Source organism: Acinetobacter lwoffii (assembly GCF_024129355.1).
In the GTDB taxonomy this organism is placed as follows: Bacteria; Pseudomonadota; Gammaproteobacteria; order Pseudomonadales; family Moraxellaceae; genus Acinetobacter; species Acinetobacter lwoffii_I.
Genome location: NZ_JAMXXP010000012.1, coordinates 22,514 through 36,266, shown reverse-complemented (window position 1 = coordinate 36,266; position 13,753 = coordinate 22,514). Strand labels below are relative to the sequence as shown.

Genomic DNA, 13,753 nt, shown 5'->3' with positions numbered 1-13,753 from the left:
ATTTTTTGTATAAATGATTCTGACATAAAAAATGCCGACTTTCGTCAGCATTTTTTGAATCTTAGAATTTAGGCTTCAACCCATTTTCCGTCCTGGTAAACCAGAGACCATTTGGTTTGCTTGCCTTCTGCAGTTTCCGAACCAATATATTGTGACTGGTTCTTACGGCTAAATTTTACCAGAGTCGGATTCCCTTCCGGGTCTACATCGGGTGCCTGCAAGATAAACTGATACTTTGGATCAAGCTGATCAGCAACAGAACGAATCTCGGCCACTTTCGGTGCACGGGTTTCACGCACTTTCGGGAACTTGCTCGCCGCCAGGAATAAACCGGCTGCACCGTCACGCAGTACAAAGAAATCGTCATGCTTGGCAGAACGTAAATGTTCCATCTTGATCGGATCCACACGTGGAGGTGCAGGCTGACCGCTCTTTAAGACTTTACGGGTATTGTCACAGCTGGTACAGGCAAAGTAAGGACCAAAACGGCCTGTCTTCAGCTGCATTTCGCCATCACACTTGTCGCATGGAATGCTTGGGCCATCATAGCCTTTAATTTTGAACTCGCCTTCTTCAAGTTCAAAACCACTACAGTCCGGGTTATTCCCACAGATATGCAGTTTACGACCGCCATCAATCACATAGCTGTCCATGGCAGTTTCACAGATCGGACAACGCTTCTTCGACATCAGGTCAGCAGTTTCCGCAGCCTCATCATCAGACAATGCAGCCAGAGACTCAACTGGTGTCAGGTTCAAGGTTCCCTTACAACGCTCTTTCGGCGGCAAGTTATAGCCTGAACAACCCAAGAATACACCTGTGGTTCCGGTACGGATCTGCATCGGACGGTCACATTCTTTACAGTGTACCGCATCCACTTCTACAGGCTGATTACGGCGCATTCCGTTTTCACCCTGCGCTGTAGTCAAACGTTGTTTAAAATCGCCATAGAAGCTGTCTAATAGCTCTTTCCAGTTACGCTCACCATCTGCTACTTTATCCAGCTGACCTTCAAGATCTGCGGTAAAGGCATAGTTCATCAGATTACTAAAATTTTCATCCAGACGATCGGTAACGATCTCACCCATCTTCTCGGCATAGAGACGACGGTTATCCAGTTTCACATAACCACGATCCTGAATCGTCGAAATAATCGCTGCATAGGTCGATGGACGGCCAATGCCTTTTTTCTCGAGTTCTTTGACCAGTGAGGCTTCGGTAAAACGTGCTGGTGGTTTAGTGAAATGTTGAGATGGATCAAGTTTCTCAAGTTTAAGGACTTCACCGACTTTGACCGCAGGCAATAAAATATCGTCATCTGCTTTATTGACACCACGCACGCGGGTAAAGCCATCAAAGACCAAGGTACGGCCTTTGGCTTTCAGCTCTACACCATTGGCATCCACTAAAATGGTAGACGACAGGTATTCCGCCGGAGTCATCTGACAGGCAACAAACTGGCGCCAGATCAAGTCATAGAGACGCTGTGCATCACGCTCAACACCCACCAGACTATCGCCTTTTAAGCCAACCATAGATGGACGAATGGCTTCATGCGCTTCTTGCGCACCGGCTTTATTACCATAACGGTTCGGCTTGGCAGGCAAATACTTCTCGCCAAATTCGGATTCGATATGGCCACGCACCATATTCACCGCATCATCGCTCAAGAATGTCGAGTCGGTACGCATATAGGTAATGAAACCGGCTTCATACAGGCGCTGCGCCAGCATCATGGTTTTCTTCACAGAAAAACCGAGACGGGTACTGGCTGCCTGTTGTAGCGTTGACGTGATATACGGCGCACTTGGATTAACCTTGGTTGGCTTATCTTCACGTGCAGAAACCGTATAATCCGCATCTTTGATCAGGTTTAATAAGGTATCAGTTTCGTCTTTATTGCGTAGCTTGAGCGTCTTGCCATTTTGCTTGACCGCTTCGAGACGAATATCATCTTTTTTCGATTTGGTATTGGCAAACACCTGCCAGTATTCTTCAGGAATAAAAGCACGAATTTCGCGTTCACGCTCGACCACCAGCTTCACCGCAACCGACTGTACGCGACCGGCCGAAAGACCACGGGCAATCTTTTCCCAAAGCAATGGCGAAATCATAAAGCCCACGACACGATCCAGGAAACGGCGTGCCTGCTGCGCATTGACTTTATTGGTATCCAGACGTGACGGATGCTTAAAGGCATCCTGAATCGCGTTTTTGGTAATTTCGTTAAAGACCACACGCTGATAACGCGAATCATCACCGCCGATGACTTCTTTTAAATGCCAGGCAATCGCCTCTCCTTCCCTGTCCATATCCGTTGCCAGATAGACTTCATCGACTTGCGATGCCAGTTTTTTCAGTTCGGCAACCACATGTTCTTTGCCAGGAAGGACTTCGTATTTGGCTTTCCAGTCATGTTCCGGATCGACACCCATGCGGTTAATCAACGCATTCTGTGATTTTTCAGCTTTTTCTGCATCCGTCAGTTTGGTACGTGTCGCCGGTTTTTTCTCTGTCGATTTTGCAGAACCGCCTGTCGGCAAGTCACGCACATGACCCACTGATGATTTTACGATGTAGTTCGGACCAAGGTACTTATTGATTGTTTTCGCTTTTGCAGGCGACTCCACAATCACTAGGGCACGCTTGCTTCCAGCGTCGGGAGACTTCGCTGTGCTGCTTTTTGATGTGGACCGAGGAGCGTTCGCCATAATTAACCGTTAATCCTGTTTATTTCTAAATTAAAGTTCAGCCAAAGCGTGTAACAGCGCTTTGATGTCGTCGAGTTGAGTCGCTCTTAAATCAGCTTCTTCATCCCAATACACGCCGACACAGTTGGCCTGCATATCAATAGCATAAATGCCTTTTAATGCAATGGGAAAATCTTTAAATTTCTCATCACCCTGCACGATTTCGAGTTTATTATCGACAACACGGGCGCGCATCAAGGGCAAACGTGCATCTGGCATCAGCACACTGTAGTATGCGACCATACTGGCACGACTTTCAGTCGCCTTCGGGATTTTGGTCCAGTCCGGTGCCACCACCAGACGTGGATGCAAACCCATTTTACGGGCTTTATCACGCATCAGGCCCAAGGCTTTTTCTCGGGGGCTCACGCGCAACCCGAAAATCGACCCTATGACGAAAATGATGATGACCACCGTCACCCAGATTCCAGTGTTTTCCATAGTTCAACCTTTATGTTCTATTATTAGAGTTGCATAAGCACAATATAAAACGCAAGTTTGCACGATAAAATTAATTCAGGAACATTTCATGACTATATAAAATTTCGTGACCATTCCAGTAAATATAACCTTTCTCGATCAACTCCTTCAGCAGCAAGCGGATGTCCGATTTTGGAAATAACTGTTCCAGTAAATCACGCAGCTCATAAATGTCTTTGGGTTTATCGCCCTGCAATTCACGCAGTTTACGCGCCACTTCCAGTTGTACCGGATCGATCCGGCCAAAGTTCTTGAACAGGTCTTGCTGTGCCGACTGGATTGGTGACTTGAGTATTTCAGATTCAACTGGAGCTTCTTCTGCCTTCAGTTGGGAAATGACCTGATCCAGTTTTGGATTTTCAACCGGGCTTTGTTCATCCAGATTGAGTTGCAGCCATTGTTTCAAAACTTTTTTGCGGAAGCTGATTTGCTCATCATAGCGTTTGACGATTTTCAGGTTAATCAACATGCCGACCACATGCTGAGCTTTTACCGGCATCACTTGCAGAATATTCGCCACTGAGTTTTTTAGGGTTTCCACCGTATTCGGTTTGCCGCTCATTTTCCCTAACGCATCACAGTATTTTTTCACCAGTTGCAAGGCAGGTTTGTTCTTGATGGTATCCAGACTCGGAAGATGATTTTTAGGTTGATCTGTTGGAATGTGTGTCTCATCAGGCTGAATCTGAATCAGGTGACACGGAATATCAGAAGCCTGCAGCATCTGCTGCAACATCTCGCAGGTGTCCATCGCCGAGATCAATTCAACCTCGGTTTCCGGCTCCAGTAGCGCCATAAGCTGACCGACAATAACCGCATATTCATATTCTTTTTGTGGCGATTCAGGCGTATCCAGTACCACCACCTGACCACTGCTAATCCAGCCGGCAAACTCGGTTAAATCCTCTAAAGAGAATTCAAATTTTCCAGCACAGCTAAACAGATATAAAGTCGAATAATGCGCCACAATCTCACGCATTAACTTGGCTGTAGGGAAATTATTTTCGAGGTCGAGTAGAACAACTTTTGGGTGCATGGGACGCAATTCCGGAATGTACCTGAGAGCCGGTATTAGAGTAGGAAGTGAGTGAAAGGTCAAATAATTTTACGGTTGAATGGGTGCAGGCCTGTTTCGGCAGAGATCCAAACTGCATTTTATGAAATACCTGCAAGAAATCTGTTTACGAGCGCGAATATTTGTTTTCAGCAGGAAAACTCTTTTGAACTTGATCATCGCGTTGCGCTTTATTACTTTTATATGCGTGTTTAAGGCAATTTAAAAGCCCATTCAAAACAAAAATATTTCTCTTTTTATCACCTTATAGATTGGTTCATTTTTATTTTTCAATAAAAAACCCTTAGATTACCTAAGGGTCATTGTTGATTAAATCATTGGTTGCAAATTAATAATGTGGTGGGCGATCTGCAACCGGATCAAATTCTGCAATGCCTTCAGACAGGTCGGAGGACTCAACACGTTGATATAACAGCGTCATTTGCTTTTTCAGATCAGCAATTTCCAGGGTCTGTTTAGCCACCTGATCATTCAACTGTTCAACTAAATCGTCTAAAAATGCAATTCGCACTTGCAAATCTTCAATGGGTGCGGAAAATGACGCCTGATCATTTAGATTTTGTTGTTTAGTCATTTAAAGTCCTCATTGGGGATTTCAGGAAACATTATGGCCTATATTACCCTTAGGGATGTCCAACTTGCGTTTGGTGGACCCGCCCTGCTCGACGGCGCGAATTTTAACTTGGAACGCGGCGAACGAGTGTGTTTGATTGGCCGTAATGGTGAGGGTAAGTCTACCTTACTTAAGCTGATTGAAGGAAGTTTACTGCCTGACAACGGCGAAGTTTCATTACAAAACGGCATTACTATTTCCATGCTGGCGCAAGATGTACCGATGGATTCAGGTAAAGTGGCTGATATCGTGGCAGATGGCGCTGGTGAAGCGTCAGAAGTTCTGCGTGCTTATCATGCTGCCAGTGAAGCTTGTGTACTCGGTGACATGGACGCCTGTGATCGTATGGGCAACCTGCAACACAAAATGGATCAGCTGGATGGCTGGGCGCTGGAAACCAAAGTCAATTCGATTTTAAGCAAAATGGGCCTGGACCCGGATGCAGATCTTGCCGATTTATCTGGTGGTCGTAAGCGTCGTGTACTACTGGCACGTGCTTTACTTACCCAACCCGATGTGCTGTTACTGGACGAACCGACGAACCATTTAGACGTTGAAAGTATCGAATGGCTGGAAAAATTCCTGCTCGATCAAAACAATTTGACCCTGCTGTTCATTTCGCATGACCGTGCCTTTGTCGATAGCATTGCCACCCGTATTGTCGAGCTGGATCGTGGTCAACTACGTAGCTATGAAGGTAACTATTCACGTTATCTAGACCTGAAAGCCCAGCAGATGGAAGCTGAAGAAAAGCAAAATGCGCTCTTCGATAAAAAGCTGGCTGAAGAAGAAGTCTGGATCCGTCAAGGGATTAAAGCCCGTCGTACCCGCAACGAAGGCCGTGTCCGTGCCCTGAAAGCATTGCGTGAAGAATCTAGAGCACGTCGTTCGCAACAAGGTAAAGTGACGATGGCAACTCAGGATGCCAACCGTTCAGGCAAACTGGTGTTTGAAATTGAGAACCTGAGTGTGAAATTCGGTGAAAATGCACCGATCATCAATAATTTCTCTGCACTTGTACTCCGTGGCGACCGTATCGGTCTGGTCGGTGATAACGGTGTCGGTAAAACTACACTCATTAAAGCCATTCTGGGCGAGCTAGAACATGGCGGTACGGTGAAGACCGGTACGCAGCTTGAAGTGGCCTATTTTGACCAGTTACGTAATGCGTTGGATCTGGAAAAATCAGTCAAAGATAACGTATCAGAAGGTTCTGACCACGTGGATGTGAATGGTAACCGTCGTCATATCTATAGTTATTTACAAGATTTCCTGTTTTCGCCAGAACGTGCCCGTACACCAGTCAAAGCTTTGTCAGGTGGTGAGCGCAACCGTATCCTGCTAGCGAAACTGTTGCTGAAACCATCGAACCTGATTGTGATGGATGAGCCAACCAACGACCTGGATATGGTGACTTTAGAGTTACTGGAAGAGATGCTGGGTGGCTACAAAGGCACCCTACTGTTGATCTCGCATGACCGTGCCTTTATGGACAACGTGGTAACATCCACTTGGGTCTTTGATGGTAAGGGCAATATTGACGAATATGTTGGCGGTTATCAGGATTATCTTGAACAACGTCCGGATCAAACCGTGGTTGACCAAAAAAGTGCCGTGAAAAAAGCCATGGCCAAAGCAGAAGCCGAGACTGCGCCGGTCGCTGCCAAAAAAGTTAAACTCAGTTATAAAGACCAGCGCGCACTCGAGCAACTTCCAGCTGAGATGGAAGCGCTGGAAAAAGAGCAGGCCGAGATCAATGCACAACTGGCTGATGGTTCTTTATTTGTGACTGATTCCGATAAAGCACTAAAACTTTCTAACCGTTTATCTGAAATTGATGAGCTGTTACTGGAAAAATTAGAGCGCTGGGAAGAACTGGACAACCTAAGTAACGGCTAAATATTCCCCGAGCTTTTACTCAAGCATCTGTATTCGTACAGATGCTTTTTTATTTCAATAATCTTCTCTGTTAGACTGCACTTAATCTTTTGGCCCTATATTGTTTTATGAGTACTCAGCCTGCATATCAACCCGGTGAATTTCAATGGTCATTCCTGTTACCTCAATACTGGGGCAACTGGCTGGGCATTATTTTCCTGATGATTCTGGCGATCTTACCTTGGGCCATTCAGCATCGTCTGGCGTCCCTGCTGGGCCAGCTTTCTTTTAAATACTTGAAATCACGCCGTGAAACCACGCTGCGTAATCTGGAAGTCTGCTTTCCCGAATGGTCTGAAAAGCAGGTACAGGACAATGCCCGTCAGGTATTTATCGATCAAATGCTGGGTGTGTTTGAGACGCTAAATGCCTGGTACAGTCCGAAATGGTTTCAGGGTCGCGTCAGTATTGAAGGGCTGGAACATATTCAAAAGGCACAAGCCGCAGGCCAAGGTATGCTTTTATTAGGCACGCATTCAACCTTGCTGGATGCAGGTGGCTACCTGTGCGCACAGTATTTTGACCCGGATGTGGTGTATCGTCCGCAGAATAATCCGCTTTTGGACATGCTGATTTACCGTTGTCGTGCCACAATTTATGCCAACCAGATTGATCATGATGATATGCGTGGCTTGGTACGCAATCTAAAAAATGGCCATGCAATCTGGTACAGTCCGGATCAGGATTATGGTTTAAAACAAGGCGTGATGGCACCATTTTTTGGTGTGCCTGCGGCGACTGTAACCGCACATCGTCGTTTACTAAAAATGACCAAAGCGGCTGCAATTCCTTTATATTTCTACCGTCATGGCGATATTAATAATCCGCGCTACCATGTGCTGATTGAACCAGCACTGGAAAATTTTCCTGGTGAAAATGAAGTCGAAGATGCCACCCGCGTGAATCTGGTAATCGAGCAGCAGTTACGCATTGCACCGACCCAATATATGTGGTTCCACCGCCGTTTTAAGACTCGCCCTGAAGGTTATAAATCAATTTACTAAATCAATTTGATCACGGAATTTGAAGGGCTATAGCTTAAAATCATGTTTAAGTAATTGAAATAATTTAACCCGAGCTCTACATCCTGTAAAACTCGGGTTAATGAGGTTGTGCTTTCACATATTATAATTCGTTCTACTTTTTTGTGATGTCCCTTTCAGCATCATATCCATGATGTTTTCATTCAGCTTCGTCTTCCTTATGAGAATATCCTTTCTCGACTCCCTGTGCTGATAAACCTAGAATACCCAGATTCCCAACCCCTGCCCATTCGCAAGAAGCGTAAACTGTTGTAAGCAATATCGTACACTTTTCTTCTAAAAACCTATGAGATTTTGCCCCTTTCTTTATAAGCCAGGGCAACTTCATCAGTGACTATTTTTTCCTCTTTCTCTGCTTTCTGAATGCCCTCTTCAATGGCTTTTTGTGCTTCCTGCTCATCTTTATCAGTTTGTTCTAATTCTTCCTGAATATGCTCGAATACCCGACCGGTTTGTAAAACCAGAAAGACCGGAAAATGGTCAGAACCTACATGCGGTAAACGCTCCATGTGTACCAAGGCAAAATCGGTACTATGAAAGACGTGATCCAGCGACCAGCGGAAAAAAGGATAATCTGCGTGAAAAGTATTCACATAATGACGTCCTACCCGCGGATCCAGCAGCCCACTAATGCGTTGAAACAGGCGTGTGGTACGTGACCAGGCCACGTCATTCAGATCGCCCATGACGATACAGCTTTCATCCAGATCTTTAATCTGATCACCGACAATCAGCAGTTCAGCATCACGCAAGGTAGAATCCTTGGCCTCGGTCGGACTGGGTGGTTTGGGATGCAGACAGTAGAGCTGTACCGGTTGTCCTGAGCGTAAAATCACCGTGGTATGAATGGAGGGAATTTCATCACTCAGAATAAATTTAACCTCAGTTTCACTCAGTTCGAGCTTGCTATATAGATGCATGCCATACAGATTATCCAAAGGCACAGGCACGCGATAAGGATAATCAGCTTCAATCACCGAGAGTGCATTTTGCCAGTTTTGATCGGTTTCCAGAGTCAAAACCAGATCTGGCTGATGAATCTGGATCTGCTCGATCAGTAAATGATATTTGGTATTGGTAGTAAGTACATTGGAAACGACCAGGGAAATCTGACGTTGCGGATCCAGCTGATCCTGCTTGACCTGCTTGACCTGTTTTTTCCAGATAAAGGTATAGGGCAATACCATTTTCAACTGATAGGCCAAAGCTGCCATCAGACCGATAAAAAGCAGCTGATTCAACCAGTTCCAGGGATGATCAACCAGGAGAAAAAGAATAAAGGCGATAAAGCCCAATACCAGAATTTGTAATCGTGGAAAATCCGCACCCCGAATCCACCATTCATCGCGTGGTATCAGTGACCAGAAACTTAACCAAATGACAATGATTGCCAGAATTTGGATAGCCCATATCATAAACTGCGCTCTTAATTAAGTTATTATTTTTTCTAAAAGAAAAATGACGTTATCAATTTTGTATGTATCATAAAGCAGATATTTCTCTCAAGAATATTGATGTTTTGATTGTGTAGCTCTTGCAGTTGGGTCCCTTTTTGGTACACTCGAATCCCTTTTGATTTTTTAACGCACCGAGGCAAAGTGACATGAAAGTAGGTCTGGTCGGTTGGCGCGGGATGGTCGGTTCCGTCCTTATGCAACGTATGGTTGAAGAGAATGATTTTGCTCATTTTGAGCCATTCTATTTCTCTACCAGTAATGCAGGCGGTGAAGCGCCGGCATTTGGCGGTAAGACCGCCCCAGCACTTATGGATGCATCAGACATTAACAGTCTGAAGCAAATGGATGTCATTATTACCTGTCAAGGTGGCGACTATACCTCTGAAGTTTTCCCGAAATTGAAAGCTGAAGGCTGGAACGGTTACTGGATTGATGCAGCATCAACCTTACGTATGGATGATGAAGCCATCATCGTACTTGATCCGGTCAACATGCATGTGATCAAAGATGGTTTGGTTAAAGGCACCAAGACTTTTGTCGGTGGTAACTGTACAGTTTCCTTGATGCTGATGGGCTTGGGCGGTCTGTTCCAGAACAATCTGGTGGAATGGGCAACGTCAATGACCTATCAGGCCGCTTCAGGTGCAGGCGCGCAAAACATGCGTGAACTGATCAATGGTATGGGTTATTTATATAACAATACCAAAGAGTTGCTAGATGATCCGCGTTCTCCAATTCTGGATATCGACTCTAGAATTGCTGAATTACAACGTGGTGAAGGCTTCCCGTCTGCAAACTTTGGCGTTCCTTTGGCTGGTTCACTCATTCCTTATATCGACAAGCAACTGGAAAGCGGCCAGTCGAAAGAAGAATGGAAAGGTCAGGTTGAAACCAACAAGATTCTGGGCAACCAGCAGATCGTGCCAATTGATGGTCACTGCGTGCGTATTGGTGCCATGCGTTGTCACTCTCAGGCATTAACCCTGAAATTGAAAAAAGATGTACCTTTGGATGAAATCGAAGACATCATTGCACGTGCCAATGACTGGTCTAAAGTGGTTCCAAATACTCGTGAAGCATCCATGACTGATCTGACGCCTGTTGCTGTAACAGGTACTTTAAGCGTTCCAGTCGGCCGTCTGCGCAAGCTGAATATGGGTAAAGAATATCTGGGTGCGTTCACTGTAGGTGACCAGTTGCTTTGGGGCGCTGCCGAGCCGTTACGCCGTATGCTGCGTATTCTGATTGATTATAAAAATGCCTAATATCCTTTGGATATAAAGCCCACAGCCGATCTTTATTGATCGGCTTTTTTATGTAACTATTGCGTAAGTATTTTACAAAAAACAAACATCCCGTTAATCTATAATTTTCGCTATGCGATAATGACTGAGCTCACGATTAAGATGACTGTATATAACAAATTAAAGCTTGCCATTTTAGCCATTGTCGCTTCACAAAATATTTATGCGATTAATGTAGATCCGGTTCAGATTCAGTCTGCCCCTGGGGAATTACTCTACGCAGAAATGACTTTTCGGCAGTCTGATATCAATTTGCCGATTGAAGTCAGTCTGGCTTCACCTGAAGATTTACTCTCGATAGGTGCATCGCATCAGCCACCTGGTCATCTGAACTTTTTTACTCGGCGCAGCAATAATGGCACCGGGGTTATTACTATTACTTCTTCTCGCCCCATGACAGAGCGCGAGCTGAATATTATTGTCAAAATCAAGGAAGGCAATGCTGCACGTCTGCAACATATCCGTACGCCCTTACAAGCTAAAACTGATTTATTAAAAGCTAGTCTCAAACAGAATGAACGTCCGCTTGCACCAGTTGTCGTCGTCAGTGAAAAAGATATTGCACTCAACTTACCCGTAAGTAGCCATTACAATACGGCAGCCTCCACAGCCTTAAATAAGCCACCGGCTCTAGAAAAGCCGTTGGCATTGCAACGCACAGCACCACCGACATTATCGAACACTTCTATTCCAAAAACTGCATTTGCGCCAGCTGTAATGGCATCAACTCCAGCGATTCAGGCTCAAGCGATTACGCCTGTACTGAAAAGCGAGGCTGTAACTGCACCCGATACTCCAGCCCCAGTTAAAACTGCACCGGCGCTTTCAGATTCAGTAAAGACCTCACAAGCAACTCTTGCATCGCCGGCTCCTGCAGCAGTCTCGACTACAGATAAACCAGCTAGTACGATGCCAGCAAATCAAAGCGCATCAGTACCAAATAAAGTAGATGTGCAGAAAGCTGTAGAGTCCCGTTCTGATCATCAAACCGCCTCCAGTGATCCATTGGTGAAAAAATTTGCTGAGGAACAAGCCAGAAAATCAACTGGATCATCCAATCCGGTGAAAACTCCAGCTCCAGTGACTGCAAAAGTTTCACCAATCAAAGCAACTCCGAATCAGACTCAACCTACTTATGTCGTTCAATCCAATGAGTCACTGTGGGGGATTGCAGCACGAATTGCCGAACAGCAGCAGCGTCCGGTCAATGAAGTCATGCAGCAAATCAAAAAACACAATGAGCATGCCTTTATCGGAGGAAATGCCAATCGTCTACGCAAGGGTGCTTCATTGAACTTAAATACAACTCATCCTGCACCTGCGCCCATTAAAGTTTCTGCAGCACCTCAGACAGAGCGACCTTCTAAGCCTTCTGGCAAAACTAAATACCGTTTGAATCAGGCAGAAATGAGCCTAGTGGCTGAGAACCAGCGCGATTCCGGGCAAGTTTCTGCAAACCAGAACACAGAACGCAATCAAACATCAAAGGAATGGTCATTAAAAGTTATGACAGCCCGAGAAAAAACCGTTAAATTACAGAGAAACGTAACTGAATTAGAATTGGCACTCAATCAGAAGGATCACAGAATTCAGTTATTAAATGCGCGTCTGGCCCAGCTACAACAACAGCTCAAAGCCCAACAAGCAGATAAGAAGCCAATTAATTAAAAAGTTACACATGACGATTTATTGGGATAGGCGAACTTAAACTACTCTATCCCCAAGGGGTAAAACATGCTGATTTATGTGATTCCATTAGTGATATTGATCATCGTATTAATTGTCTTTAAAAAACGACAAGATGCTCAAGAATCAGATAAAGCAAAAACTAAAACGGTAAAAGCGAAAAAAACTGGTTCTGCGTCAAAAGCTGCTCCACAAAGAACCAAGGTAGTGGAGCCAGTCGGGGTCACAAAAAAATCAGCAACACCATTATCGGCAGAAACACGCAAGAAAATTGAAGGCCTAATTCAGGAACGTAATTTTTTTGCGGCCGAAGCACAGATTAACCAGGCACTGAATCGGGATAATTCCCAGCATGAACTCTATCTGCTGTTATTGGATATTCACATCTTACAAAAAGATGAGTTTGCGATTTCACAGCTGCTCAACCATATCCGTTCTTTGCATTTAGATGAGATTCTGGCGCAAGCTGAAGCAAAACAGCGTGAATTCGAACAATCTTCATCTGCTGTACAAGATACCATTGATTTCCCAAGTGCCCAGCCTAAAACTTCTTCTGCGCAGGAAGCTACTTCAACTTCAGATGCTTTTGCCGATCTGGTTGCACCGGCCCCTTCAAATGAACTAGCATTTGAACAATTGCAGCAGGACTTTCAATCAAACAAGCCCGCCCCTATTGCAGAACCTGTAGCAGATATTCAACCACTTGAATTTAATTTTGAACCAAAGACTACCCCAGTAGAAACACCAAAAGCTGAAGAGGCTCCTATACCTGCTGCTCCTTCTGTAAATTTTGAATTTCAGAGTACATCTACAGATATTCAAACTACAGCAGTAACAGAAACGGCACCTGTCTTAGACTTTAAACTGGATTTGGAACAGCCTGCTCCAGTAGAAACAGCGCCAACTGTGACTGAGGAAATCAAGCCTCTAAATTTTTCATTCTCACTTGACACACCTGTACCAGCAGCTGAAAAAACTGCGGTGCCAGCGACTGAGTTTGATCTGTCTAGCTTGACAGCTGCAGCACCTGTGGCAGAATCAGCGCCACAAACCAATCTATCAGGCATGGATTTCAAATTAGATCATTTGGAAACCACGCCAGAAGCGCCTGCTGCAACAGTGATGAGTTTCGATCTCCCTGCTACGCCAGCTCAGGCAGCCGTAGACCAGCATGATCCACTCGTACAATCTTTCCCCGAATTACTGGATGTTAATGAAGCAAGTCTCAATCTTGATCTTGCCCAGCAATATATTCAACTCGGTGCCTACGCCGCTGCCCGTGAAATCATTGCCGAGCGAGAAGCTGAATATACTCCTGAACAACAGCAACGCGCAGAGCAATTACTGAATCAAATCGCATCTTGATGCATTTCGATTTACACTAAAGCAGTCAATAATTGGCTGCTT

Annotated in this window: 10 protein-coding genes; 5 read left to right on the top strand and 5 right to left on the bottom strand. The window is 45.1% G+C overall.

Annotated elements, in window-relative coordinates:
• Positions 1-68 precede the first annotated feature (68 nt).
• The 4 genes from topA to NI468_RS08040 form a co-directional block, all read right to left on the bottom strand.
• The gene (topA, locus tag NI468_RS08055) at positions 69-2,711 is read right to left on the bottom strand and encodes a type I DNA topoisomerase (RefSeq protein WP_253101215.1); all 2,643 of its coding nucleotides are present in this window, start codon (positions 2,709-2,711) and stop codon (positions 69-71) included.
• A gap of 30 nt (positions 2,712-2,741) precedes the next feature.
• A complete protein-coding gene (locus tag NI468_RS08050; RefSeq protein ID WP_004278475.1) occupies positions 2,742-3,191 on the bottom strand; it encodes a hypothetical protein in 450 nt (149 codons plus the stop codon).
• A gap of 70 nt (positions 3,192-3,261) precedes the next feature.
• A complete protein-coding gene (locus NI468_RS08045) occupies positions 3,262-4,266 on the bottom strand; it encodes a hypothetical protein (RefSeq protein ID WP_219308307.1) in 1,005 nt (334 codons plus the stop codon).
• A 367-nt stretch (positions 4,267-4,633) separates the two neighbouring features.
• Positions 4,634-4,879 carry a SlyX family protein gene (locus tag NI468_RS08040; RefSeq protein ID WP_004278477.1) on the bottom strand — a complete coding sequence of 82 codons (246 nt, stop codon included), beginning with the start codon at positions 4,877-4,879 and terminating at the stop codon, positions 4,634-4,636.
• Between the two features lie 33 nt (positions 4,880-4,912).
• Between NI468_RS08040 and NI468_RS08035 the strand changes: the two genes are divergently transcribed.
• Both NI468_RS08035 and NI468_RS08030 read left to right on the top strand, forming a co-directional pair.
• Complete coding sequence (locus NI468_RS08035) at positions 4,913-6,817, top strand: ATP-binding cassette domain-containing protein (protein WP_253101213.1); 1,905 nt, start codon at positions 4,913-4,915, stop codon at positions 6,815-6,817.
• Positions 6,818-6,924: 107 nt separating this feature from the next.
• Entirely contained in the window at positions 6,925-7,860 is a 936-nt protein-coding gene (locus NI468_RS08030) for an LpxL/LpxP family acyltransferase (protein WP_253101212.1), read from the top strand.
• Between the two features lie 323 nt (positions 7,861-8,183).
• On the opposite strand, the gene NI468_RS08025 is transcribed toward NI468_RS08030, so the two are convergent.
• Positions 8,184-9,314: an endonuclease/exonuclease/phosphatase family protein gene (locus NI468_RS08025; RefSeq protein WP_253101210.1), complete on the bottom strand. Its 1,131-nt coding sequence runs from the start codon at positions 9,312-9,314 to the stop codon at positions 8,184-8,186.
• A gap of 188 nt (positions 9,315-9,502) precedes the next feature.
• On the opposite strand from NI468_RS08025, the gene asd reads away from it, so the two are divergent.
• From asd to NI468_RS08010, 3 genes are all read left to right on the top strand, one after another.
• The gene (gene asd, locus NI468_RS08020) at positions 9,503-10,621 is read left to right on the top strand and encodes an aspartate-semialdehyde dehydrogenase (RefSeq protein ID WP_004647391.1); all 1,119 of its coding nucleotides are present in this window, start codon (positions 9,503-9,505) and stop codon (positions 10,619-10,621) included.
• 120 nt (positions 10,622-10,741) lie between these two features.
• Positions 10,742-12,328, top strand: a complete 1,587-nt coding sequence (locus NI468_RS08015) for a FimV/HubP-related protein (protein WP_253101208.1) — start codon at positions 10,742-10,744, stop codon at positions 12,326-12,328.
• 66 nt (positions 12,329-12,394) lie between these two features.
• Positions 12,395-13,711 (top strand): FimV/HubP family polar landmark protein, encoded by a 1,317-nt coding sequence (locus tag NI468_RS08010; protein WP_253101206.1) that lies wholly within the window; start codon positions 12,395-12,397, stop codon positions 13,709-13,711.
• Positions 13,712-13,753 lie beyond the last annotated feature (42 nt).